Annotated in this window: 21 protein-coding genes, 1 pseudogene and 1 riboswitch; of the genes and pseudogenes, 15 read left to right on the top strand and 7 right to left on the bottom strand. The window is 72.8% G+C overall.

The window, feature by feature from the left end:
- Window positions 1-45: 45 nt before the first annotated feature.
- Both nadA and AC3WRT_RS09775 read left to right on the top strand, forming a co-directional pair.
- Entirely contained in the window at window positions 46-1248 is a 1203-nt protein-coding gene (gene nadA, locus AC3WRT_RS09780) for a quinolinate synthase NadA (protein WP_492721343.1), read from the top strand.
- A gap of 6 nt (window positions 1249-1254) precedes the next feature.
- Window positions 1255-2034, top strand: a complete 780-nt coding sequence (locus AC3WRT_RS09775) for a metallophosphoesterase family protein (protein WP_492721340.1) — start codon at window positions 1255-1257, stop codon at window positions 2032-2034.
- Window positions 2035-2101: 67 nt separating this feature from the next.
- On the opposite strand, the gene AC3WRT_RS09770 is transcribed toward AC3WRT_RS09775, so the two are convergent.
- Window positions 2102-3472 (bottom strand): dipeptidase, encoded by a 1371-nt coding sequence (locus AC3WRT_RS09770; RefSeq protein WP_492721338.1) that lies wholly within the window; start codon window positions 3470-3472, stop codon window positions 2102-2104.
- An 82-nt stretch (window positions 3473-3554) separates the two neighbouring features.
- On the opposite strand from AC3WRT_RS09770, the gene AC3WRT_RS09765 reads away from it, so the two are divergent.
- From AC3WRT_RS09765 to AC3WRT_RS09755, 3 genes are all read left to right on the top strand, one after another.
- Window positions 3555-4364, top strand: coding sequence for a methyltransferase (locus AC3WRT_RS09765; protein WP_492721335.1), 810 nt, complete (start codon window positions 3555-3557; stop codon window positions 4362-4364).
- A 50-nt stretch (window positions 4365-4414) separates the two neighbouring features.
- Window positions 4415-5008, top strand: a complete 594-nt coding sequence (locus tag AC3WRT_RS09760) for a protein-L-isoaspartate O-methyltransferase family protein (RefSeq protein ID WP_492721332.1) — start codon at window positions 4415-4417, stop codon at window positions 5006-5008.
- Window positions 5009-5080: 72 nt separating this feature from the next.
- Entirely contained in the window at window positions 5081-5662 is a 582-nt protein-coding gene (locus AC3WRT_RS09755; RefSeq protein WP_492721330.1) for a DUF3043 domain-containing protein, read from the top strand.
- A 41-nt stretch (window positions 5663-5703) separates the two neighbouring features.
- Here the strand turns inward: AC3WRT_RS09755 and AC3WRT_RS09750 are convergent.
- Window positions 5704-7004, bottom strand: a pseudogene (locus AC3WRT_RS09750) (serine hydrolase domain-containing protein).
- A gap of 47 nt (window positions 7005-7051) precedes the next feature.
- Window positions 7052-7267, bottom strand: a complete 216-nt coding sequence (locus AC3WRT_RS09745) for a hypothetical protein (protein WP_492721328.1) — start codon at window positions 7265-7267, stop codon at window positions 7052-7054.
- Between the two features lie 34 nt (window positions 7268-7301).
- Window positions 7302-7453: riboswitch (cobalamin riboswitch) on the top strand.
- Between the two features lie 91 nt (window positions 7454-7544).
- On the opposite strand from AC3WRT_RS09745, the gene AC3WRT_RS09740 reads away from it, so the two are divergent.
- From AC3WRT_RS09740 to AC3WRT_RS09715, 6 genes are read left to right on the top strand one after another with little or no spacing between them, the layout of a single operon-like run.
- The gene (locus AC3WRT_RS09740; protein WP_492721326.1) at window positions 7545-8282 is read left to right on the top strand and encodes an SCO2322 family protein; all 738 of its coding nucleotides are present in this window, start codon (window positions 7545-7547) and stop codon (window positions 8280-8282) included.
- A 17-nt stretch (window positions 8283-8299) separates the two neighbouring features.
- Complete coding sequence (locus AC3WRT_RS09735) at window positions 8300-9379, top strand: energy-coupling factor transporter transmembrane component T (RefSeq protein ID WP_492721323.1); 1080 nt, start codon at window positions 8300-8302, stop codon at window positions 9377-9379.
- A complete protein-coding gene (locus tag AC3WRT_RS09730; protein WP_492721321.1) occupies window positions 9376-10998 on the top strand; it encodes an ABC transporter ATP-binding protein in 1623 nt (540 codons plus the stop codon). The genes AC3WRT_RS09735 and AC3WRT_RS09730 overlap by 4 nt, the downstream gene beginning before the upstream one ends.
- Window positions 10995-11837: an ECF transporter S component gene (locus AC3WRT_RS09725; protein ID WP_492721317.1), complete on the top strand. Its 843-nt coding sequence runs from the start codon at window positions 10995-10997 to the stop codon at window positions 11835-11837. The genes AC3WRT_RS09730 and AC3WRT_RS09725 overlap by 4 nt, the downstream gene beginning before the upstream one ends.
- Window positions 11834-12430 (top strand): bifunctional adenosylcobinamide kinase/adenosylcobinamide-phosphate guanylyltransferase, encoded by a 597-nt coding sequence (locus AC3WRT_RS09720; protein WP_492721314.1) that lies wholly within the window; start codon window positions 11834-11836, stop codon window positions 12428-12430. The genes AC3WRT_RS09725 and AC3WRT_RS09720 overlap by 4 nt, the downstream gene beginning before the upstream one ends.
- Window positions 12423-13202 (top strand): adenosylcobinamide-GDP ribazoletransferase, encoded by a 780-nt coding sequence (locus AC3WRT_RS09715; RefSeq protein ID WP_492721312.1) that lies wholly within the window; start codon window positions 12423-12425, stop codon window positions 13200-13202. The genes AC3WRT_RS09720 and AC3WRT_RS09715 overlap by 8 nt, the downstream gene beginning before the upstream one ends.
- Window positions 13203-13269: 67 nt before the next feature.
- Here AC3WRT_RS09715 and gcvT read toward each other — a convergent pair whose 3' ends face one another.
- On the bottom strand, window positions 13270-14388 hold the full coding sequence (gene gcvT, locus AC3WRT_RS09710) for a glycine cleavage system aminomethyltransferase GcvT (RefSeq protein WP_492721310.1): 1119 nt from the start codon (window positions 14386-14388) through the stop codon (window positions 13270-13272).
- Between the two features lie 223 nt (window positions 14389-14611).
- On the opposite strand from gcvT, the gene AC3WRT_RS09705 reads away from it, so the two are divergent.
- Window positions 14612-16081 (top strand): leucyl aminopeptidase, encoded by a 1470-nt coding sequence (locus AC3WRT_RS09705; protein ID WP_492721308.1) that lies wholly within the window; start codon window positions 14612-14614, stop codon window positions 16079-16081.
- A gap of 64 nt (window positions 16082-16145) precedes the next feature.
- On the opposite strand, the gene AC3WRT_RS09700 is transcribed toward AC3WRT_RS09705, so the two are convergent.
- Entirely contained in the window at window positions 16146-16346 is a 201-nt protein-coding gene (locus AC3WRT_RS09700; protein WP_492721307.1) for a DUF5302 domain-containing protein, read from the bottom strand.
- A 129-nt stretch (window positions 16347-16475) separates the two neighbouring features.
- Window positions 16476-16823, bottom strand: coding sequence for a hypothetical protein (locus tag AC3WRT_RS09695; RefSeq protein WP_492721302.1), 348 nt, complete (start codon window positions 16821-16823; stop codon window positions 16476-16478).
- 220 nt (window positions 16824-17043) lie between these two features.
- Between AC3WRT_RS09695 and lpdA the strand changes: the two genes are divergently transcribed.
- Genes lpdA through AC3WRT_RS09680 form a run of 3 tightly spaced genes read left to right on the top strand, consistent with a single transcriptional unit; the run spans window position 17044 to window position 21344 of the window.
- Complete coding sequence (gene lpdA, locus AC3WRT_RS09690; RefSeq protein WP_492721298.1) at window positions 17044-18423, top strand: dihydrolipoyl dehydrogenase; 1380 nt, start codon at window positions 17044-17046, stop codon at window positions 18421-18423.
- A gap of 31 nt (window positions 18424-18454) precedes the next feature.
- On the top strand, window positions 18455-20410 hold the full coding sequence (gene sucB, locus AC3WRT_RS09685; RefSeq protein WP_492721296.1) for a 2-oxoglutarate dehydrogenase, E2 component, dihydrolipoamide succinyltransferase: 1956 nt from the start codon (window positions 18455-18457) through the stop codon (window positions 20408-20410).
- 25 nt (window positions 20411-20435) lie between these two features.
- Window positions 20436-21344 (top strand): TIGR01777 family oxidoreductase, encoded by a 909-nt coding sequence (locus AC3WRT_RS09680; RefSeq protein WP_492721293.1) that lies wholly within the window; start codon window positions 20436-20438, stop codon window positions 21342-21344.
- Here AC3WRT_RS09680 and AC3WRT_RS09675 read toward each other — a convergent pair.
- Window positions 21322-22896, bottom strand: coding sequence for a serine/threonine-protein kinase (locus tag AC3WRT_RS09675; protein WP_492721291.1), 1575 nt, complete (start codon window positions 22894-22896; stop codon window positions 21322-21324). The two genes, AC3WRT_RS09680 and AC3WRT_RS09675, sit on opposite strands and share 23 nt — an antisense overlap.
- Between the last annotated feature and the right edge of the window lie 10 nt (window positions 22897-22906).

The raw sequence follows: 22906 nt of genomic DNA, 5'->3' as shown, positions 1-22906 counted from the left end.
AGTGCCGTGACGGTGGGAGGGGGCGCGGCGGCATACGATCTGCACATGACGACCGACACGGCCTCGGCACCGGCCCCCCTCCCCCTCCTCGTGCTCGGGACCGGCACCGACCTGCACACCGAGCGTGGCGTCGAGTGTCCGGGCGACCTGCCTGCACCGTCCGACCCCGACCTCGTCGAGCGCGCCCGCGCGGCCAAGGCGGCCCTCGGCGACCGGGTCTTCGTGCTCGGTCACCACTACCAGCGCGACGAGGTCATCGAGTTCGCCGACGTGACGGGCGACTCGTTCAAGCTCGCGCGCGACGCCGCGGGCCGGCCGGACGCGCCCTACATCGTCTTCTGCGGCGTGCACTTCATGGCCGAGTCGGCCGACATCCTGACCAGCGACGAGCAGACCGTCATCCTCCCCGATCTCGCGGCCGGCTGCTCGATGGCCGACATGGCCGCCATCGCCCAGGTCGAGGACTGCTGGGAGCAGCTGGCCGCCGCGGGCGTGGCCGACCAGACCGTCCCGGTCACCTACATGAACTCCTCGGCCGCGATCAAGGCCTTCACCGGCCGGCACGGCGGCACCATCTGCACCAGCTCCAACGCGCGCACCGCCCTCGACTGGGCCTTCGAGCAGGTCGGTGGCGTGGACGGCAGCGGCAAGGTGCTCTTCCTGCCCGACCAGCACCTCGGCCGCAACACGGCGGTGCGCGAGCTCGGCCTCTCGCTCGACGACTGCGTCGTGTGGGACCCGCACCGCCGGGGCGGCGGGCTGACCCCCGAGCAGCTCGAGAAGGCGCGGATGATCCTGTGGCGCGGGCACTGCTCGGTGCACGGTCGTTTCTCCGTCGACGCCGTCGAGACCGCCCGCCGCGAGATCCCCGGCGTCAAGGTCATCGTCCATCCCGAGTGCCAGTACGAGGTCGTCGAGCTCGCCGACGAGGTCGGCTCGACGGAGAAGATCATCCAGACGATCGCCGCGGCCCCGCCCGGCACGTCGTGGGTCGTCGGCACCGAGCTCAACCTCGTGCAGCGACTCGCACGTGAGTTCCCCCAGCAGCGGATCGCCTTCTTGGAGAAGAACGTCTGCTACTGCTCGACGATGAACCGCATCGACCTGCCACACCTCGTGTGGACGCTCGAGTCCCTCGTCGAGGGGCGCGTCGTCAACCCGATCCGCGTCGACCCGACCGTCGCGGCCGAGGCTCGCGCGGCGCTCGACCGGATGCTCGCCCTGCCGGGCAAGACGCACAACGACTGACGCCTGGTGACCACGCCCGCAGGCGACCTCCACCGGGTCGCCGTCGTCTCCGACGTGCACGGCAACGTCACCGCGTACGAAGCCGTTCTCGCCGACGTCGCCCGACGCGGCATCGACCATGTCGTCAACCTCGGCGACCTGGTCGGCAAGGGACCCCGCGGGTCGGAGTGCATCCGGATCACCCGGGACCGCGACATCCCGACGGTCCGCGGGAACTGGGACACCTTCATCGCTCGCGACGACGTGCAGCCGTGGGAGCACGCCCAGTGGGTGCGCGACCGGCTCACCGCCGACGAGCTGACCTGGCTCGCAGACCTGCCGAACGTGCACGAGATCGTGCTGAGCGGCCAGCCGATCCGTTTCTTCCATGCGTCACCGGTCAGCGAGTTCACCCGCGTGTTCCCACCAACCACCGAGGCCGAGCACCGCGCCTTCGTCGAGCAGACCGAGTTCACCGGTGACGGTCCGGTGCCCACGATCGTCGGCTACGGCGACATCCACGGCGCCTACCTCTCGGTGGACTACGGCATCACCGTCTTCAACGCCGGATCGGTGGGGAACGCCCTCGACGGTCCCGGGGCGCCCTACGTCGTCCTCGAGGGCACGGTGGCCCGCCGCGGCGAGGTGTACCCGCCCGGCCACGTCGGCATCACCTTCGTCCGGGTGCCCTACGACGTCGAGTCCGAGGTCGCGACGGCGGAGGAGCTCGGGATGCCGGGCGCCGAGGCGTACGCCCTCGAGCTGCGCGAGCAGCGCTACCGCGGGTCGGCCGTTTCCGTCTCCTGACGAGCGACGAAGCCGAGCAGCCCGGTAGCCGCCGGGCTCCCCAGCTTCACTACGGGTGCCGTCCGGCTCAGTGCGGGGCCCGCATCGCCCCCAGCCGGGCGAGGAAGACCGCCTCCGCGACGCAGACCTTCTCGAACTCGCCGAGGTGCAGCGACTCGTTGGCGCCGTGCGCGCGGGTGTCGGGATCCTCGACCCCGGTGACGATGATCGCGGCATCGGGGAAGCGGGCCGAGAAGTCCGAGATGAACGGGATCGAGCCACCGACGCCCATGTCGACCGGGGTGGTGCCCCACGCGTCGGCGAAGGACGCGCGCGCCTCGTCGTAGACCGGACCGTCGGCGTCGGCCGCGAAGCCGGAGCCGTGCTCCTCGAGCTCGACGGTGACCCGGGCGCCCCACGGGGCCTTGTCCTCGAGGTGCTGGCGCACGCGCCCGAAGGCGACGAGGGGGTCCTGCGTCGGGGCCAGCCGCACCGAGATCTTGGCAGCGGCCTTGGCCGACAGGGTGTTGGAGGCCTTGTCGATGGACGTGGCGTCGATGCCTATCGTCGTGATCGACGGCTTGGTCCACAGCCGGCTGAGGATCGAGCCGGTGCCGATGAGTGACACCCCGTCGAGCAGGCCTGACTCGGCGCGGAAGCGCTGCTCGTCGTAGTCGATGTCGGCGGCCTCCCCCGCGTCGAGGCCCTGGACGGCGACGTCGCCCTCGGCGTCGTGGAGCGAGGCGAGCAGGCGCATGAGGGCAGTGGTGGCGTCGGGTGCCGCTCCACCGAACATGCCGGAGTGCACCGAGTGGTCGAGCGTCTGGACGCGCACGACGACGCGGATGCCCCCGCGCAACGTCGTCGTGAGGGCGGGCGTGCCGATGTCCCAGTTGCCGGAGTCGGCGATGACGATGGCGTCGGCGGCCAGGCGGTCGCCGTGCTTCTCGAGAATCGTGCCCAGCGACGGGGAGCCGGACTCCTCCTCCCCCTCGACGAACACGGTGACGCCGACGGGCAGGTTGCCGGCGTGCGCCCGCAGGGCGGCCACGTGCGCCATGACACCGGCCTTGTCGTCCGCGGCGCCGCGCCCGTAGAGCCGGCCGTCGCGCTCCTCGGGGTCGAACGGCGAGCTGTCCCAGTCGGCGTCGTCGCCGGGCGGCTGCACGTCGTGGTGGGCGTAGAGGGTCACCGTGGGGGCGCCCTCGGGGCCGTCGCGGTGGCCGATGACGGCCGGGCGGCCGCCCTCGACGACGACCTCGACCTCGAGGCCCTCGCGCCGCAGCAGCTCGGCGACCGCCTCGGCGCTGCGGGCGACCTGGCTCTGGTCGAAGGACGAGGCAGAGACGCTCGGGATGCGCACGAGCTCCTCGAGGTCGGCCCGCACCTGCGGCATGAGCTCGGCCACGCGGTCGCGGATCTGCTGGATCTGGTCAGGGGTGAGGGCGTCGTCAGTCACCTGCCGACCCTACCCACGCGGCGGCGACAAGGGTCCGGTGCCGCCCGACGGGCTGTCGGACCGCATGGGTAGGTTCGTCGAGATGGCAGACAACACGTTCGTCGCCGGTCAGGGTCCGTGGCTCGAGCGCCTCGGCAACCTCCGCAACATCGTGCGCCAGGAGCTCGTCGCCCGGCAGCTCGCGGCCCACCTGCCGCGCGGCCCGCTGCGCGTCCTGGACGTGGGCGCCGGGCAAGGCACGCAGGCCCTGCGCCTGGCTCGTCTCGGGCACTCGGTCACGGCCGTCGAGCCGGACGGGCGGATGCGCGCCGCCTTCGAGCAGGCTGCCGCCGGGCTCACGCGCGACCAGCGCGAGCACGTGACCCTCCTCGCCACAGACCTCGCCGGGCTCGCGAGCGTGACGCGGCCGACGGCATACGACATCGTCCTGTGCCAGGGGGTGCTCATGTACCTCCCTGAGAGCCGGGACGGGGTGGCCGGCCTGGCCCGCCGCGTGGCACCGGGCGGCTTCGTGTCGATCGTGGCCCGCAACGGCGCGGCGATGGCGTGGCGACCGGCAGGCCGGCACGACTGGCCAACGGCCCTCGCCATGCTCGACGAGGTGCGACAAGCGGCGGCGGAGGGCCGAGATGCCCGGTATCGCAACGAGATCGGCGTCGACGCCCGCGCCGACACGCTCGCGTCGCTGACCGCCGACTGCGAGGCAGCGGGCCTCGAGGTGACCGCGTGGTACGGCGTCCGAGTCGCCAGCGACACCGTCCCGGTCGACGAGCCGACGCCGACGGGCGCCACGCTCGCGACCCTGCTCGACGTCGAGGAGCGCCTCGGGTCCACCGATCCGTACCGCTCCCTCGGCACGCTCCTGCACGTCATCGCGCGCCGGACAGCGTGACCGCGGCGCTGGGGGCTGACGTCGGGGCCCCGGCATGCTTGGCTCGAAGCATGACTCGGGGCACGGATGCCGTCGACCGGGTGGAGCAGGCCTTCACCGCGGTCCCGCGCGCCGGCTTCCTCCCCCGCGTGTCGCGGTTCCGCGCCGGCCATGACGGACCGATCCTGATCGGCTGCGGCCAGACCAACTCCCAGCCCCGCACCGTCGCAGACATGCTGCGCCTGCTCGACGTGCACCCCGGTCAGCGCGTCCTCGACGTCGGCTCGGGCTCCGGCTGGACGACGGCGCTGCTGGCCCACCTCACCGGGCCCGACGGTGAGGTGCTGGGCGTCGAGCTCGAGCCCGAGCTGGCTCGGTGGGGCGCCGCGAACCTCTCCCGCGCAGGTATGCCCTGGGCCTCGATCGTGGCCGCGACACCCGGCATGCTCGGCGACCCCGAGCACGGCCCGTGGGACCGCATCCTCGTCTCCGCGCAGGCCGCCGAGCTCCCGCAGGCGCTCGTCGAGCAGCTCGCCGACCCGGGACGGCTCGTCATCCCCGTGGCGGGCACCATGAACCTCGTCGTGCGCCAGGGTGGCTCCGTCGCCACGAGCCAGCACGGGCACTACCGGTTCGTCCCGTTGCGCACCACCCCGGGGACCTGAACCGGGAGACGTATGCCGTCGGGTCCCCGGCACGATGCAGGGCCCGGGCCCGCGACGGCTTAGAGTGTCCCCGTGTTCGGACGCAAGAAGACCCTCAACGACGAGCTCGCTCCCACAGCCGGGGCCGACCAGTCGGCGCGCCCAGGCGCCAAGAACCGGCCGACGCCCAAGCGCCGTGAGCAGGAGGCCCTCAACAAGCGTCCCCTCATCGTCACGGACCGCAAGGCCGCGACGCAGCAGGACAAGGCGGCCCGCCGCGAGTCGATGGCCAGGCAGCGCGCCGGCATGATGACGGGCGACGAGAAGTACCTCCCCGCCCGCGACAAGGGCCCGCGTCGCCGGTTCATCCGTGACACGGTCGACGCGCGCTGGAACGTCGGCGAGTTCATGCTCCCGATCATGCTCATCGTGCTGCTGCTGAGCTTCGTGCGCACCAACTGGGCGCTGCTGCTCGTCTTCGTGCTCGTCTACGGCCTGATCCTCGTCGCGATCGGGGACGCCCTGCTGATGTGGCGGCGCACTCGCCGCAGGATGGACGACAAGTTCGGCGGCGCCGAGAAGGGCGATGCGTGGTACGCCATCATGCGCGCCTTCCAGATGCGTCGCACGCGCATGCCGAAACCGCAGGTCGACCGCGGCCAGCACCCCGCCTGACGGGCCGGATCCGGATCGGCCCGACGGCCGTCAGCGGGGGGTCAGCCGGCGAGATCGGCGAACGCCAGCGGCGCCCGCGTGACGGCATACGTCGCGAAGTAGAGCTTGTCGACAGACCCGTCGCCGGCGCGAACGACCTCGAGCACCTCACCGCGCCACGACCTGCCACGGCGCGGTAGCGGTCGGTGCCCTCGGCGGCATACCTCGTCTCGGACGTCGGCTCGTCGTCGGCGAGCCGTGACCACAGCTGGCCGTCCCGCACGAAGAAGGTGATGGGCGAGCCCTCGGACCACCACAGGCCGAGCAGCACCGCCAGCGCCGGCTGCTCCTGCTCGGGCACCCACGCGTCCGCGAGGGACGGCTCGGCATCGACGACCGCCTCGACGAGGTCGGTTGCGAGTCCCAGCGTCAGCGCGCCCGAGGTGGCGTTGGCGAAGACGACTGCCCCGATCCCCTCCTTGCGGCGCACCCGCAGGCCCGTGAGGAAGCCGGGCATGGCGCCGCCATGGCCGACGTAGACTCGCTCGCCGCGCCGACCCATGCCGAAGCCGAGCCCGTAGGCACCGGCCCACCCATCGGCGTCGGTCATGATGATCGGCTGGCACATCTCCTCGAGAGTCGCAGGCTGCACCACGCGGTCGTCAGGGCTCGCGACGTAGGCGGCGTAACGTGCCAGGTCGGCGACGGTGGACCAGAGACCCCCGAACGGGGCGGTGGCGTTGAGCGGGAAGCGCGGTTCCTCCGTCGCGGTGCCGGCGAAGGGGTCGACCTGGTAGCCGAGGGCGCGGTCGTCGGCGGGCTCGAGCGCCGTTCGTGTCATGCCCAGCGGCTCGAGCACGCGTGCGCGCACGACCTGCTCCCAGTCCTGTCCGGTGACGCGCTCGACGACCTGCCCGAGCAGGCCGTACGCGAGGTTGGAGTAGTGGAAGGCGTGGTGCGCGGGCAGGACCTGCTCGGCCTGCTCGGCACCCTCGAGGAACTCCTCGCGCTCGGGTGCCTGCAGGCTCTCCCAGATGTTGCCGATCGGCTCGCGCTGCAGCCCGGAGGCGTGGGCAAGCATCTGGCGCAAGGGAACCCGGGCGTGCCTGGTGCCCGGCAGGAAGGTCTCGAGGGTGTCGTCGAGCGACAGCCGACCCTCGTCGCGCAGCGACATCACCGTCAGGGCGGTGAACGTCTTGGTGACCGAGCCGATCATGAACTGCGTGTCGTCGGTGGCGGGGGCGGCCGGAGCCAGCCGTGCTGAGCCCACGTGTGCCGACCAGACGAGACGGCCGTCGCGGACGACCCCGACGCTGACGCCGGGTGCGCGCCAGGACCGCTGCGCGGTGACGACGCGCGCCATCAGCTCGCGCTCGAGCCCTGCGGACAACGAGGTCACGGACGAGGCGCTCACTCCGCCGCCCGCAGGCTCATCGGGCCGTAGACGACCGTGTCGTTCTGCCGGAGGGTGACGGCCTCGACGCCCGCCCCGAGCAGCTCGCGCCACGACTCACCCAGATAGCTCTCGGCGTCGCTCTGGGTCGGGAAGCCGCTGGTCGTCAGGGCCTCCCCCTCCATCGGGTTGCCGTGCGCGTCGAGGAAAAGCCAGGACCAGTCAGCACTCATGCGGCCACCCTAGTTGCCCGCTCGTTTGACGGGCAGCGGCCCCACGTGCGACGGTTCGCCTTAACCGAAGGACGATGGGGCAAGCCGGTGCGACTCCGGCGCTGACCCGCAACCGTGAGGTCACCCTCGCCGCCAACCCGGCGGTGGTGACCAAGTCGGAAAACCCGCGTCCGAACGGCTCCTTTGTCAGTCTGTCGTGGAATGCGGACCGGAGTCACCCCGCCGGGCCGGCGTGCTTCGCAGACCCGACATGGTGTCCGACCGCGAGGAGGAAACCATGTCCCATGTTCGTCGCGCCCCGCTGCGGGCCGTCCTTGCCGCCCTTGTCGCGGCGTGTCTCTCAGCCCTCACGGTGGCACCCGCACACGCGGCCGCCTACCGGTACTGGGGCTTCTACCAGCTCACCGACGGCGCCTGGCAGTTCGCCCAGAAGGGCCCGGACCAGACCGTGCCCAAGGACGGCAGCGTCGACGGCTGGCGCTTCGCCGTCGCCGACGAGTCGTCGACGCGCTACCCGCGGGCCGTGCTGAGCTTCGACCAGCTGTGCGCGACCACGCCCGCCGTGTCCGGCAAGAAGCGCGTGGGCCTCGTCCTCGACTTCGGCCGCCCCGCCGACGCCGCCGACGGCGCGACCCCACCGGCCCCCAAGGCCCTGTGTGCCGTCGTCGCCGCCGACGCCACGAGCTCGGTCGTGCTGGCTGCGGCCGGCGACGTGCGCACCGAGAAGGGCCTGGTCTGCGGGATCGCGGGCTACCCGACGAGCGACTGCGGCGGGGCCGTCAAGGAAGTCAGCCCCGAGGCGAAGGCCACCGACCAGCCGATCAGCATCGCAGCGCCGGCCGCCAGCCCGTCCGCCTCCCCCTCGGCGACCGCCGGGTCCACCGACGTGGCCGCGCCGGCGTCGACCACCTCCGGAGGGACGGTCGCGGCATACGTCGTCGCGGCCCTCGTCCTGCTCGCCCTCCTCGGCTACCTGCTCGCGCGCTCGCGTTCGCGCAACCGCCAGGACGCCTGAGCGGGAGCCCAACGAGCATGATCCGGCTCCGGCCCCGGCTCCAGCACCCCGCAGCCTGGTGGCTGTGGGGGCTGGGGCTTGCCACGGCCGCGTCTCGCGGCACCAACCCGGTGCTCCTGCTCCTCGTCATCGGGGTCTGCGTCCTCGTCGTCAGCGAACGGCATGACCCCGCCACCCCCAACCCGCTGCCGGCGTTCCTCGTCATCGGCGCCGTCGTGGTCGCCTTCCGCGTCCTCATGACGGCCCTGCTCGGCAACGGCATCGTCGGCGCCACCGTCCTCGTCACGTTGCCCAGCGTGCCGTTGCCCGACTGGGCGGCGAGCGTCCGCATCGGCGGCGCGGTGTCGCTCGAGTCGCTGCTGTATGCCGCCTACGACGCCCTGCGCCTCGCCGCGGTCCTCGCGTGCCTCGGCGCCGCCAACGCCCTGGCCAGTCCGCGCCGGTTGCTCCGTTACCTACCGGCGACGCTCTACGACGTCGGCACGGCGGTCGTCGTCGGGTTGACCTTCGCGCCACAGCTGCTGACGGACGCCCGCGACGTGCGGGCGGCCCGGACGCTGCGCGGCCGGGACGGTCACGGTCTGCGCGAGATGGCCCGCCTGGCGGTACCGGTGCTCGAGACGGCGTTCGAGCGCTCGCTCGGGCTCGCCGCGTCGATGGAGTCGCGGGGTTACGGCCGAGCGGTGCGCTCCACGTCCACCAGCCGCCGGACCGCGACGGGGCTCGCCCTGGCCGGACTCGTCGGCGTGCTCGCCGGCCTCTACGGGCTGCTCGACGCGTCGGCGGGCGGCGTGCTCGGGCTGCCCGTCCTCGTGCTCGGCGCGCTGCTCGCCGGCTCCAGCCTGCTCGTCGGAGCCTCCCGCGACGGGCGGTCCGGACACCGGCGTGACAAGTGGACGTGGACCGAGACGGCGACCGTCGTCGTCGGCGCCGTGCCCGGAGTGGTCCTCGTGGTGGCCTCGGCGCAGGGCTGGGACGGGATCGTGCCCAGCCAGCGGGCCGAGCTCCCCGCGGTGCCGCTCCCTGCCGTCCTTGCCGCCCTGGTGGCCGCGACCCCGGCGTGGTTCACGCCGCGCCCGCGGGAGGTGGCACCGTGATCGCCTTCGAGCACGTGTCGGTGCAGTACGCCGACGCCCCGGCTCCGAGCCTCCACGACGTCACGCTCGAGGTCCCCGAGGGCGAGCTCGTGCTCGTCGTCGGGCCGACCGGGAGCGGCAAGTCCACCCTGCTGCGCACCATCAACGGGCTGGTGCCCCACTTCAGCGGCGGCACGCTCCGCGGTCGCGTCGTGGTCGACGGTCTGGACACGGCCGAGCACCGACCTCGCGACCTCGCCACCGTCGTCGGGCTCGTCGAGCAGAACCCGTCGTCGACGTTCGTCACCGACGTGGTCGAGGACGAGGTCGCCTACGGCATGGAGACGATGGGCCTGGACCCCACCACGATCCGCCGTCGGGTCGAGGAGACGCTCGACCTGTTCGGCCTGACGCCGCTGCGGGCCCGATCGCTTCGGATGCTCTCCGGAGGTCAGCAGCAGCGGGTCGCCATCGCCGCCCTTTTCGCCGCCGGCCCCCGCGTGCTCGTTCTGGACGAGCCGACGTCGGCCCTGGATCCCGTTGCGGCAGAGGACGTTCTCGCCTCGCTCCACCGGATCGTGCACGACCTCGGCGTCACCGTCGTGCTCGCCGAGCACCGGCTCGAGCGCGTCGTGCACCACGCCGACCGGGTCGTCCTCGTCGACGACGGGAACGTGTCCGAGCTGCTCGACCCGGCCGACGCCATGCTGCGGTCGCAGATCTACCCACCCGTCGTCGGGCTGTCCCGGCTCGTCGGCTGGTCGCCCACTCCCCTGTCGATCCGCGACGCCCGGCGGCGGGCGTCGCCCCTGCGAGAGGCGCTCGGGGACAGCACGCCCGGCACCGCGGCGGACCTTCGTGTCATCGAGGCGGCGGACGCCGTCGACCTCTCCGGCGTGCGCGTGGTGCGCGCCGGCAGGGTCGTCCTCGACGGGGTCGACCTGAGCGTCTCGCGAGGCTCGATCACGACGCTCATGGGGCGCAACGGTGCGGGCAAGTCCACCCTCCTCGGCGCGGTCGCGGCGCAGCACCGCCTCGCCGGCGGCCGGGTCCGTCTCGGCGCGGCACGCGTCGACCCGCACACCCTGACCGCACGAGAGCGGGTGCGCACCGTCGGGCTCGTGCCCCAGCAGCCCGAGCTGGTGCTCTACGGCGAGTCGGTGGGCTCCGAGTGCGCCTCGGCCGACGCGGACTTCGGCGTGCCGGCCGGCACGGCCCGAGCCCTGCTGGAGCGTATCTCCGACGGCATCGACCCTGACCTTCACCCGCGCGACCTGTCGGAGGGGCAGCGACTCGAGCTCGCGCTCGCCGTCATCCTGTCCGGCTCCCCCGAGGTGCTCCTGCTCGACGAGCCGACCCGGGGGCTCGACTACGGCGCCAAGAAGCGACTCGGCCAGGTGCTGACCGCGCTGGCGGGACAGGGCACGACGGTGGTGCTCGCCACGCACGACGTCGAGCTGGCGGCGGAGGTCGCCGACCGCGTCGTGATCCTCGCGGACGGCGAGGTCGTCACCGACGGCCCGGCGCGCGAGGTGCTCTCCTCCTCACCCGCGTTCGCCCCGCAGGTCACCAAGGTGCTGCTCCCCCAGACCTGGCTCACCGTCGCCGAGGTGGCGGGCGCCCTGGCGAGGATCGCATGACCGGCCGTCGCGTCATCCCGCTGCGCTGGCCGGCCGCCGTCGCGGTCGCCGTCGTGGGGCTCGTGGGGGTCGTCGCCTTCACCTGGCCCTTCTTCGTGACCGGTGACTTCGCCCGCGACCACGGCAACGACGCGCCGTGGCTCTTCGCCGTCCTGCTCGGGCTGCTCGCCGTCGTGTGTCTCGCCGAGGTCACCGCTGGACGTCTCGACGCCAAGACGATCGCCGTCCTCGGCGTCGCAGCGGCCGCGGGCGGCGGTCTGCGCCTGCTCAGCGCCGGCACGGCGGGGCTCGAGCCGATGTTCTTCGTCGTCATCGTGGCCGGCCGGGTGCTCGGGCCGGGCGTCGGTTTCGTCTCGGGGTCGCTGGCCGTGACCACGGGCGCGCTGCTCACCGGTGGCGTCGGGCCATGGCTGCCCTTCCAGATGATCTGCGCGGGCGGCATCGGCCTCGGGGCGGGTCTGCTGCCTGCCCGCGCGGGAGGACGCGCCGAGCGGTGGGTGCTCGCGGCATACGCCCTCGTCAGCGGCCTCGCGTTCGGCGTCGTCATGAACCTGTGGTTCTGGCCGTTCCTCGGCACGAGCGCGCCGACCGGCATGGGCTTCGTCCCGGGCGCGCCGGTGCAGGACAACCTCGCCCACTACGCGCTCTTCTACCTCGCGACGTCGCTCGGCTGGGACCTGCCCCGTGGGGTGCTCAACGCGCTGCTCGTGCTCCTCGCGGGGCCGGCGCTGCTGCGAGTCTTCCGGCGGGGTGCCCGGCGGGCGGCGTTCGGGGTGCCGGTCCTGTTCGAGGACGCCGGCTCCGGCCGGCCGGTGCAGCTCCAGGACGGTGCACGGTGAGCGGCGCCCGGCGGGCACGGACGACGACCCTCGTGACCGGCCCGGTCCGCAGTGGCAAGAGCCGTCACGCGGAGGACCTTCTCGCCGACCACGCCGACGTCACCTACGTCGCGACCGGGTGTCCTGCCGACCCGTCCGACCCCGAGTGGAGCCAGCGCGTGGAGAGCCACCGCGGGCGGCGTCCGGCGTCCTGGCGCACGCTCGAGACCGCGGACGTCGCCGGCGCGGTCTCCGCAGCCACCGGCCCCCTGCTCGTCGACTGCCTCGGCACCTGGCTCACCGCGATCGCCGACCAGACCGGGTGGGACGACCTCGAGCGGGCTGCGACGGCGGTACGGGCTGCCGCCGACGAGCTCGTCGAGACCCTCTGCGCGGCAAGGGTCCCCGTCGTCGTCGTGACGAACGAGGTCGGGTGGTCCCTCGTGCCCACCAGCTCCTCCGGCCGCCTCTTCCAGGACGAGCTCGGCCGTCTCAACGCGCTCGTCGCGGACGCCGCCGCCCACGTGCACCTCGTCGTCGCAGGACGGGTGATCGACCTCAGCGACGCGGCCTCCGTGCCGTTCGAGCCGCGATCGAGAACGCTCGATGCATGACGCCTGGCGTCTCGCTTTCGGCACCCTCACTGCGGTACGGGTAGCCGCGCCCGGGCACGTCGACCGGCCCCTGCTCGGGCGCGCGATGCTCCTGGCGCCCGTGACCACCGCTCCCCTTGCCGTCGTGTGGGTCGCGCTCGGGGTGGCGTCGACGCAGGGGTGGGCGCCCGGCGGCGTGGCCGCTGTCCTGGCACTGGTCGGTGCCGCCCTCCTCTCGCGAGGGCTGCACCTCGACGGACTGGCCGACCTCGCCGACGGTCTCACCTCAGGTCACGACGCGGGGCACTCGCTCGAGGTGATGCGCCGGGGTGACACGGGGCCGGCGGGCGCCGCCGCCCTCGTGCTGGCCCTGCTGCTCGACGCCACGTGCCTGGCGGTCCTCTTCGGCAGCCGGCTCGGCACGGCGCTCGCCGTCGTGGCCCTCGTGGGCAGCCGGTTGGCGTGCGCGGTGTGCGCGCGGGACGGCATACCTCCGGCTCGTGCCGAGGGGCTGGGCCAGGGCGTCGCCGGGAGCGTGGGGCGCGGACCGCTCGTCGGCCTCGTCGCCGTGGTGGGCGTGGTCGCCGGGCTGGCTGCGTTCGTGGTGGCCGGCACCTCGTGGACCTCTGCCGCTGGCGCCGTCGCGGTCGTGCTGGTCGCTGGTGCTGCGGCCGTCGTGACGCGACGCCACGCGGTGCGCCGTCTCGGTGGCGTCACCGGCGACGTCATCGGCGCATCGGTCGAGATCGCCCTGGCCGCCGCCCTCGTCGCCGCCACCCTCGTCACCCGCTGAGTCAACCGTCGAAAGGCCACGAACCGGGACCGGTTTGTGGCCTTTCGACGGTGAAGTGGGGACGACCTCAGGACTGGCGGACCTGGACCTGCACGAACGGCGGCTTGACGACCGTCGCCTCGAGCGACCGACCGCGCACGTCGACCTGGACGGTCTCGCCGTCGGCGATCTCGGGGGTCAGCAACGCGAGGGCGATCCCCTGCTTGAGGGTGGGCGAGAACGTGCCCGAGGTGACCTCGCCGGCCGCTGCACCGTGCCACGACACGGTGCAGTGGGCGCGCGGGATCCCGCGTCCGGTGACGAGCAGGCCGCGCATCAGGCGGGTCGGGTGCGCGCGCTCGGCCTCGAGGGCCTGCTTGCCCCAGAAGGTGTCCTTCTTCCAGCCGACGGCCCAGCCCGCCCGGGCCTGCACGGGCGAGATCTGCAGAGAGAGGTCCTGGCCGTGCAGCGGGTAGCCCATCTCGGTGCGCAGGGTGTCACGGGCGCCGAGGCCGCAGGGCTTGCCGTCGAAGGGGGCGATCGCCTCGACGAGCGCGTCCCAGAGGGCGGGGGCGTCGTCCCAGCGCGGGACGAGCTCGTAGCCGCGCTCACCGGTGTAGCCGGTGCGGCACACGATGACGGGACGGCCCTGCCAGTCGGCCTCGACGAACGACATGTAGTCGTGGCCGGTCGGCAGGCCGAGCGACGCGAGGACCTCGTCGCTCTTGGTGCCCTGCACGGCGATGACGCCGTACTCCCGGTGCAGGTTCGTCACCGTGATCCCCTCCGGAGCCGCGGCCTGCAGGCGCCGGACGACCTCGGCGGTGTTCGCGGCGTTGGGGATGAGGAAGACGTCGTCGTCGGACTTGAGGTAGACGATGAGGTCGTCGACGACGCCACCCGCCTCGTCGCAGCACAGGGTGTACTGGGCGGAGCCCGTCTGGATGCGGCGCACGTCGTTGGTCAGGCAGGCGTTGACGAAGTCGGCCGCCCCGGGGCCCGTCACCGAGGCCTTGCCGAGGTGGCTGACGTCGAAGACGCCGACGCGCTCGCGCACCGCGGTGTGCTCGGCCACGACGCCGCCGCCGGGGTACTCGATAGGCATGTCCCAGCCGCCGAAGTCGGCCATCTTGGCGCCGAGGGCGACGTGGCGGTCGTGCAGGGGTGAGGTGAGCGGGGTGGGGGTCCCCGACGTCGCTGTCGTCATGGGCGTCAACCTACCGCCCACCGGGTATGCCGCCTGCGCTCGTTATCATCGAACGCCGCCACCGGCGGCAGCGTCGTGGGTCCGGCCCGAGCAGCACTCGCGGGCCGCCTTCCCCACGGCGCACCCAGGCTCATCCCCGGCTCACCCGCCGGCCCGACCCGACCCACCCTCGGGACGCGCCGAGGCTGGTGGGCGCGGAAGCACCTCGACAAAGGAGTCCTTCGTGGCCACCCTCACCATCTCGAACCGTTCGGCCGCCGACACCCCCGGCGACGCGCTCGTCATCCCGCTCGTCGCCGCAGACGGCAGGGGCGCCCTCGCGCCGGGCCACGGCCTGCCGCGCAAGACGGTCTCGCACCTCACCTCCGTCATCGACGACCTCGAGCTGGCCGGCAAGGCCGGTGAGGTGACGACGCTTGCCGCCGTGCCCGAGGTGGCCGCTCGTCTGGTGGTCCTGGCCGGCGTCGGCGAGCTCTCCGACGAGCCGGCTGCGCTCGAGGAGGCCCGCAAGGGCGTCGGCGCCGCGATCCGTGGACTGAGCAAGAAGAAGAAGGTCGCCGTCGTCGTCCCCGGCACGTCGGTCGAGCTCGTCTCGGCCGTCGCCGAGGGCGTGGCCCTCGGGGCATATGCCGTGTCCAAGGCGGGCGCGACGAGCACCGACGCCGTCGCCGCGGTCGCGCTCGTCGGTCCTGCCGATGCAGCGTCACGCAGGGCCGTGAAGCGCGCCGCCGCCCTCGGTGAAGCAGTCGCCTACACCCGTGACCTCGTCAACCTCCCACCGAACCTGCTCTACCCCGAGACGTTCGTGGACTCGCTCGCCGACCGGGTCAAGGGCACCAAGGTCAAGCTGCGCTCCTACGACATGAAGGCGCTGCGCGACGGTGGTTTCGGCGGCACGGTCGGCGTCGGGCAAGGCTCGGTCAACGACCCGCGAATCGCCGTCCTCAGCTACACGCCGTCGCGGGCCAAGGCGTCGATCGCCTTCGTCGGCAAGGGCATCACCTTCGACTCGGGCGGCCTGTGCATCAAGCCGGCCAACGGCATGCTGACGATGAAATGCGACATGGCCGGAGCAGCCGCGGTCGCCGGCGCCGTCCTCGCGATCGCCGAGCTCGGCCTGCCGATCGCCGTCACGGGCTACCTCGGCCTGGCCGAGAACATGCCGAGCGCGTCGGCGCAGCGCCCGAGCGACGTCGTCACGATGCGCGGCGGGAAGACCGTCGAGGTGCTCAACACCGACGCCGAGGGTCGGATGGTGCTCGGCGACTGCATCGCCCTGGCGTCCGAGGAGAAGCCCGACGCAATCGTCGACATCGCGACCCTGACCGGCGCACAGGTTGTCGCGCTCGCCAACACGGCGGCCGTCATGGGCAACGACGACGCCTTCCGCACCCGCGTGCTCGAGGCGGCTGAGTCGGTGGGCGAGGCGATGTGGCCGATGCCGCTGCCCAAGGAGCTGCGCCCGGCGCTCGAGTCGGTCAACGCGGACCTGGCCCACAAGGGCGGCGCCGAGGGCGGCATGCTGACCGCCGGCATCTTCCTGTCGGAGTTCGTCGGCGAGGGCATCGCGTGGAGCCACCTCGACATCGCCGGCCCTGCCTTCAACGACAAGGCGCCGACGGGCTACTGGCCCAAGGGCGGCACGGGTTTCGGCGTGCGCACCCTCGTCGGTCTCGCCGAGTCCTACGTCTGACCCCCATCGCGCCGAGAGGCCACGTTCCGGTCCGGAACGTGGCCTCTCGAACGCGCGACTCGGGTCAGGGAGCGGACTTGCGGCTGACGCGGTACCCCTTGCGACCGGAGGGGTTGGCCGGCCCGTGGGCGCCGTCCACCTTGCTGCGCTCGTGATCGTCGGACACGTCCTTGCCCCCGTGCGCCTGCTTCTTGTCGAGGGCGGCCCGGAACTTGGCCTTCATCTCCTCGCTGGGGCCGGTGGGTGCGTCATCCTGCTTCGACATACGTCTACCTCCTGTTGTGCTGTGGCACCGAGTCCGGCGCGGACGCAGCGCTGTTCCCCCGCCACCGTACCCACCGCGTGGCCGCTGACCGGGCTGGTGAGCGAGGAGGTCGTATGCCGTGTCGCGCCCTCAGGCGTCACCCTGGCGGCGGCGCTTGCTCCACTCGCGCATGCGGTTGGGGTAGCCCGTCTGGTTGACGTCGTAGACGGGGACGCCGAGCTTGCGGCTCAGCTCGAAGCCGTCCTTCGGGGAACCCACGGCGCGGCGCGTCCACTCGCCGTCCCAGGCGATCAGCACGATCGTCGTCGTGGTGACGCTCGTGGCGGGTTCGACGTACGCCTCGACCCCTAGGCGCGAGTCGACGAAGGAGCGCAGGTGCTGCTCGACCGCCTTGCGGTCGATCTCCATCTGCGGCCCGTCGGAGCGGCCGGGAAGACCCTCGGTCCGCCGGGTGCCGCGTCGTGAGAACCAGCCCATGGCCGCACTGTACGGGGTCGCCGCGTGCTCGCCGCGGCAGCGCGCGGGTGGTGTGACCTGCCTGTGACGTCCCAAACGATCAATGACAAGATGCAGGGGCACGCCCACCCGCGCGTGAAACTGTGCCACCCCAGCACCGCCCAAGCACCGCCCATGCACCGCCCCGGACTCCGCTGCACGACGGCAGGAGACGGCGATCGACCCGAAGGAGCACATGCACATGCCGGCTGATGCCGCAGGCGACTACGACGTCGTCATTCTCGGTGGAGGGTCCGGCGGCTACGCCTGCGCCCTGCGGTCGGCGGAGCTCGGCCTGTCGGTGGCCCTGGTCGAGAAGGGGCGCCTGGGCGGCACCTGCCTGCACCAGGGGTGCATCCCCACCAAGGCGCTGCTGCACGCCGCCGAGGTGGCCGACGTCGCCCGCGAGGGCGCCTCGTTCGGCGTCAAGACGACCTTCGAGTCCGTCGACATGTCCGGCGTGAACGCCTACAAGGACGGTGTGGTCATCCGGCTGTACAAGGGCCTGCAGGGCCTGGTGAAGGCCGCGAAGATCGACTACGTCGAGGGGGCGGGCGTCCTGGACGGGGCGCACACCGTCGTCGTGGGCGACCGCCGCGTCACCGGCCGCAACGTCGTCCTCGCGACGGGCAGCTACGCCAAGTCGCTCCCAGGCCTGGAGATCGGCGGGCGCATCATGACGAGCGAGCAGGCGCTGTCGCTCGACCACGTGCCGGCACGGGTCATCGTGCTCGGTGGCGGCGTCATCGGTGTCGAGTTCGCCTCCGTCTTCAAGAGCTTCGGCTCCGAGGTGACGATCATCGAGGCCCTCCCGCGACTCGTCGCCGCGGAGGACGAGGCGATCAGCAAGCAGCTCGAGCGCTCCTTCCGCAAGCGCAAGATCGCGTTCAAGACCGGTGTGCGCTTCGCCGGAGCGACCCAGCAGGGCGACGTCGTCACCGTCTCGCTCGAGTCGGGCGAGACGATCGACGCGGACCTGCTGCTCGTGGCCGTCGGCCGCGGCCCGGTCACCGACGGGCTCGGCTACGAGGCCGCCGGCGTCACGGTCGACCGCGGTTTCGTCCCCACCGACGAGCGCATGCGCACCAACGTCGAGGGCGTCTACGCCGTCGGCGACATCGTGCCCGGCCTACAGCTCGCGCACCGCGGCTTCGCGCAGGGCATCTTCGTCGCCGAGGAGATCGCCGGGCTCGCGCCGGCCGTCATCGACGAGACGGGCATCCCGCGCGTGACCTACTGCGACCCCGAGATCGCGAGCGTCGGCCTCACCGAGGCGCAGGCCCGCGAGAAGCACGGCGAGGTCGCGACCTACGAGTACAACCTCGGCGGCAACGGCAAGTCCCAGATCCTCGGCACGCAGGGTTTCGTCAAGCTCGTGCGCCAGGTCGACGGACCCGTCGTCGGCGTCCACATGATCGGCGCCCGGATGGGCGAGCAGATCGGCGAGGCGCAGCTCATCGTCAACTGGGAAGCACACCCGGAGGACGTCGCGGGTCTCGTCCACGCGCACCCCACACAGAACGAAGCACTCGGCGAGGCACACTTGGCCTTGGCGGGTAAGCCCCTGCACGCACACGCTTGAGCCAGAAACTGGGAAGAGGAGAAAACACGTCATGTCAGAACGCGTGACCATGCCGGCCCTGGGTGAGTCAGTCACCGAGGGGACCGTCACCCGCTGGCTGAAGAACGTCGGTGACCGCATCGAGATCGACGAGCCGCTGCTCGAGGTCTCGACCGACAAGGTGGACACCGAGATCCCCTCGCCCGTGGCGGGCACCCTGCAGGAGATCCTCGCTCAGGAGGACGACACCGTGCCCGTCGGCGCCGACCTGGCCGTCATCGGCGACGGTGCCGCGCCCGCCGCCGGCTCCGACGCCCCTGCAGCCGCTGCCGAGCCGGAGCCGGAGCAGCCCGCGCAGGCCGAGGCCCCGCCCGCACCGGAGGCCCCGAGCATCGAGCAGGAGCCGCAGCCGGCGACCAGCGAGCCCGAGGCGAAGCAGGCGACGCAGCCCCAGGCCGGTGCCTCCTCGAGCAGCGGTGGCGACGGCCAGACCGTGACGATGCCCGCCCTCGGCGAGTCGGTCACCGAGGGCACCGTCACCCGCTGGCTCAAGGCCGAGGGCGACGAGGTCGCCGTCGACGAGCCGCTCCTCGAGGTCTCGACCGACAAGGTCGACACCGAGATCCCCTCGCCGGTGGCCGGCACCCTGACGAAGATCCTCGTCCAGGAGGACGACACCGTCCCGGTCGGCGCCGACCTCGCCGTCATCGGTGGTGGCGAGCCGGAGGCCCAGCCCAAGGCCGAGCCGCAGCCCGAGCCGCAGCCCGAGCCGCAGCCCGAGCCGGCGCAGGCCCCCCAGCAGGAGCAGGCACCCGAGCCCGAGGCGGCTCCCGCGCCGCAGTCCGCCGGTCCCGATGCCAAGGCCCAGGAGGCCGCCGAGGCGCCTGCCGGCGCGGAGGCTCCCGCGCAGGCGAAGCCCGAGGAGGCGCGCGCAGAGGCCGCCGGTAAGCCGGCCGACGCTCCCCGTCCCGCCGCCCAGCAGTCACCCGAGGCGCCCGAGCCGTCCGCCGCACTCCAGGACACCGCCTCGTCCCGCGACGACGCTGCCGCGTACGTCACGCCCCTCGTGCGCAAGCTCGCCAATCAGCACGGCGTCGACCTCGGCTCCGTCACCGGCACCGGTGTCGGGGGCCGCATCCGCAAGCAGGACGTGCTCGAGGCCGCCGAAGCCGCCAAGGCCGCCAAGGCCGCGGAAGCCGCCAAGGCAGCAGCGCCCGCCGCGGCGCCGGCCGCGACCCCGGCCGCAGCGCCCGCGGCCCAGGCGGTCCCGGCAGCGTCCGCCGGGACGTCGGCGGTCTCGCCCAAGCGCGGCACCCGCGAGAAGATGACGCGTCTGCGCAAGGTCATCGCCGCGCGGATGGTCGAGTCGCTGCAGGTCTCGGCGCAGCTGACCACCGTCGTCGAGGTCGACCTGACGAAGGTCGCGCGCCTGCGGGCCCGGGTCAAGGCCGACTTCGAGGCCCGCGAGGGCACGAAGCTCAGCTTCCTGCCCTTCCTCGCCCTCGCCGCGACCGAGGCGCTCAAGGCGCACCCGATGGTCAACGCGAGCATCGAGGGCGACGAGGTCGTCTACCACGGCACCGAGAACCTCTCGATCGCGGTCGACACCGAGAAGGGCCTCATCGTCCCGGTCGTCAAGAACGCCGGCGACCTCAACATCGCCGGCCTCGCCCGTGCGATCGCCGACGTGGCGGCCCGCACGCGCAGCAACAAGATCACGCCCGACGACCTGGCCGGTGGCACCTTCACGATCACCAACACCGGCAGCCGCGGGGCGCTCTTCGACACGCCGATCATCAACCAGCCGCAGGTCGCGATCCTCGGCACCGGGGCGATCGTCAAGCGTCCCGTCGTGGTCACCGACGCCGACGGCGGCGAGACCATCGCGATCCGCTCGATGATGTACCTCGCGCTCTCCTACGACCACCGCATCGTCGACGGGGCCGACGCGGCTCGGTTCCTCGCGACGATGAAGGCACGTCTCGAAGAGGGCCAGTTCGAGGCCTGACGTCAGCCTCCATGAGGAGCACCACATGACGAAGCGCGTCGCCGTCACCGGCTCGTCCGGCCTGATCGGGGGCGCGCTTCGTCGTCACCTCGGCGAGCGGGGCGACGAGGTCATCCGTCTGGTCCGGCACTCCCCCACGGCGCCCGACGAGGTGGAGTGGGACCCCGCCCGCGGGCGGATCGGCGAGGGTGTGCTCGACGGTGTGGATGCGGTCGTCAACCTCGCAGGGGTGGGCATCGGCGACCACCGCTGGAGCGCCGAGCACAAGCGGGCTGTCGAGCGGTCACGCACCGACGCCGCCGGCACCGTCGTCCAGGCCCTGCTGGCGCACCGCGAGCGCACGGGCGAGACGGTCAGGCTCGTCAACGCGTCTGCCGTCGGCTACTACGGTGACCGGGGTGACGAGGTCCTCACCGAGCCCAGCGCCCCAGGCCAGGACTTCCTCGCCGGTGTCGTCGTCCGTTGGGAGGGCGCGACGCAGCCGGCGGCCGACGCCGGCATCCCCGTGGCCCTGGCGCGCAGCGGCCTGGTCATGGCACCCGACGGCGGGGCCTTCAAGCCGATGCTGCTGCTCGGCCGACTGGGTCTCGGCGGACCGATGGGCACCGGCCGCGAGTGGTGGCCGTGGATCACCCTCGTGGACGAGGTCCGCGCCATCGCGCACCTCATCGACCATCCCGAGCTCGTCGGGCCGTTCAACCTCGTCGGGCCGGAAGCCGCTCGGCAGCAGCAGATCTCGTCGGCCCTCGGCAGGGCTCTCTCGCGCCCGGCGTTCGTCCCGGCCCCGCGCTTCGCGATGCGCGCCGTCGTCGGCGAGTTCGCCGACTACGTCGTTGCGAGCCAGCACATCGAGCCGGCAGCCCTGCTGGCCTCGGGGTTCACGTTCGAGCACCCCGACCTCGAGAGGGCCGTCAGGTGGCTGGTGCGGCGCTGATCGCGCTGATCCGCCACCCCGCGCTGCCCCTCGTCAGGCGGAAGTCGAGCACGCGTCCGGTATCCGCCGGCTTCGGTGTTCGTGCCCCGTCGGACGCCACGACGACGTATGCGGTCCAGTCGACGCGCGCGCGCAGCACCGCCTCGCTCGTCGAGCCGGACACGAAGAGGGCCTCGGCCACCTCGAGGCGCAGCCCCTGCCAGCGCGTCCCGGCGGTGAGCAGCCCGGTCACGAGCACCCGGTCGCTCTGTTCGCTGGGAGACGACGTCGCGTGCACGGCGGCGAGCGCCCGGGTGTCGCGGGCAGCGAGCGCCACCGAGCGACGGTCGCTGAGGGCCTGGAGCAGGTCCTCCGGACGCGTCGACGGGCTTGCGGCGTTCCTGACCACCCGGTCGGCGGCCTTCGCGGCCTCGGCCGTTGCCGGCTGGGACGTGGCGGGTTTCGTCCTGACCGGTTCCGCCGTGATGTGCTCCGACGTGGCAACAACGCCGCCCGGAGCGGTCGCCCGAACTCGTCCGGTGGTGGCCGAGGCGGCCGCGTCGGGCGCCCGCGAGGCCAACGCCCAGACCATGGCGGCCAGCAGTGGCAGGACGAGGAGGACTGGTACCAGCACCGGAGGCGACCAGCGACGTGGCCAGCACCGTGGGCAGCGACGTGGCCACCGGCGGGTGTCGGGGCTCGGCACGCGAGCCTCGCGCTCGGCATCGGCGCGCAGCCGGTGCGTCAGCGCAGACGCGTCGTCCGCGGCGACGACGACCTCGACGGGCTCCGCCTGCGCCGCGTCGTAGAAGAGCCGGGCCAGCTCGGCGGCACTCGGCCGGGTCTCCGGCTCCGGGTCGATGGCGGCCGCCACCACCACGGCCAGCTCGGCTCCGACATGGCTCACGACGATCTCGTGGTCGAGGCGCATCATCGTGTCGGGGGCACCGTTGCCGGTCAGGCAGAACCATGCCACCGCCCCGAGCGCGTAGACGTCGGCGGCCTCGTTCGGGTGCGCTCCGAGCCGGACCTCCGGGGCGACGAACCCCGCGGTGCCCCAAGCGCGCTCGGCGTCCCGCCCAGCCACCCGCACCGCGCCGAGGTCGAGCAGGACCGGCCGGCCCTCCGGGGTCACGGTGATGTTGGACGCGGAGATGTCGGCATGCACTCCCCCGGCTTCATGCAGGTGGGCCACCGCCTCGCACACCGGGCTGAGCACCGTGACGACCTCACCCGGGCGCAGGTGACCGCGCGCGGTGACCATCCCCGCGAGCGGAGCCCCGCGCACCAGGTCGAAGACCAGCGCCTCCCGCCCGTCAGTGAGGGGGACCACCGCCCGGAGCGGTACGAGGTGCTCGTGCTGCACCGCGAGCAGCACCTGCTGCTCCGCGATCGACTGCCGCACGTCGGCCTCGTCACGTCCCCGGTGCGGCACCTTGATCGCCACCTGCCGACCCGCCGGGTCCGACCCCGACCACACCACGGCCGATCCGCCGACGCCGATCACGGCATCGACGCGGTGCCCGGGCACGTCCGGTCGCTCAGGTGCCTTCTCCTGCTCGTTGTCGGTCACCAGCCCATGC

It is taken from the genome of Terrabacter sp. FW104-15G4B (genome assembly GCF_058790095.1).
Note: the sequence above shows the minus strand (reverse complement) of the source record. Positions and strands in the feature narration are given on the sequence as shown.

Coding starts and splice junctions, on each gene's coding strand:
- nadA (WP_492721343.1), top strand. CDS start 46: ATGACGACCGACACGGCCTCGGCACCGGCCCCCCTCCCCCTCCTCGTG.
- AC3WRT_RS09765 (WP_492721335.1), top strand. CDS start 3,555: ATGGCAGACAACACGTTCGTCGCCGGTCAGGGTCCGTGGCTCGAGCGC.
- AC3WRT_RS09760 (WP_492721332.1), top strand. CDS start 4,415: ATGACTCGGGGCACGGATGCCGTCGACCGGGTGGAGCAGGCCTTCACC.
- AC3WRT_RS09745 (WP_492721328.1), bottom strand. CDS start 7,267: ATGAGTGCTGACTGGTCCTGGCTTTTCCTCGACGCGCACGGCAACCCG.
- AC3WRT_RS09740 (WP_492721326.1), top strand. CDS start 7,545: ATGTCCCATGTTCGTCGCGCCCCGCTGCGGGCCGTCCTTGCCGCCCTT.
- AC3WRT_RS09735 (WP_492721323.1), top strand. CDS start 8,300: ATGATCCGGCTCCGGCCCCGGCTCCAGCACCCCGCAGCCTGGTGGCTG.
- AC3WRT_RS09725 (WP_492721317.1), top strand. CDS start 10,995: ATGACCGGCCGTCGCGTCATCCCGCTGCGCTGGCCGGCCGCCGTCGCG.
- AC3WRT_RS09715 (WP_492721312.1), top strand. CDS start 12,423: ATGCATGACGCCTGGCGTCTCGCTTTCGGCACCCTCACTGCGGTACGG.
- gcvT (WP_492721310.1), bottom strand. CDS start 14,388: ATGACGACAGCGACGTCGGGGACCCCCACCCCGCTCACCTCACCCCTG.
- AC3WRT_RS09700 (WP_492721307.1), bottom strand. CDS start 16,346: ATGTCGAAGCAGGATGACGCACCCACCGGCCCCAGCGAGGAGATGAAG.
- AC3WRT_RS09695 (WP_492721302.1), bottom strand. CDS start 16,823: ATGGGCTGGTTCTCACGACGCGGCACCCGGCGGACCGAGGGTCTTCCC.
- lpdA (WP_492721298.1), top strand. CDS start 17,044: ATGCCGGCTGATGCCGCAGGCGACTACGACGTCGTCATTCTCGGTGGA.
- sucB (WP_492721296.1), top strand. CDS start 18,455: ATGTCAGAACGCGTGACCATGCCGGCCCTGGGTGAGTCAGTCACCGAG.
- AC3WRT_RS09680 (WP_492721293.1), top strand. CDS start 20,436: ATGACGAAGCGCGTCGCCGTCACCGGCTCGTCCGGCCTGATCGGGGGC.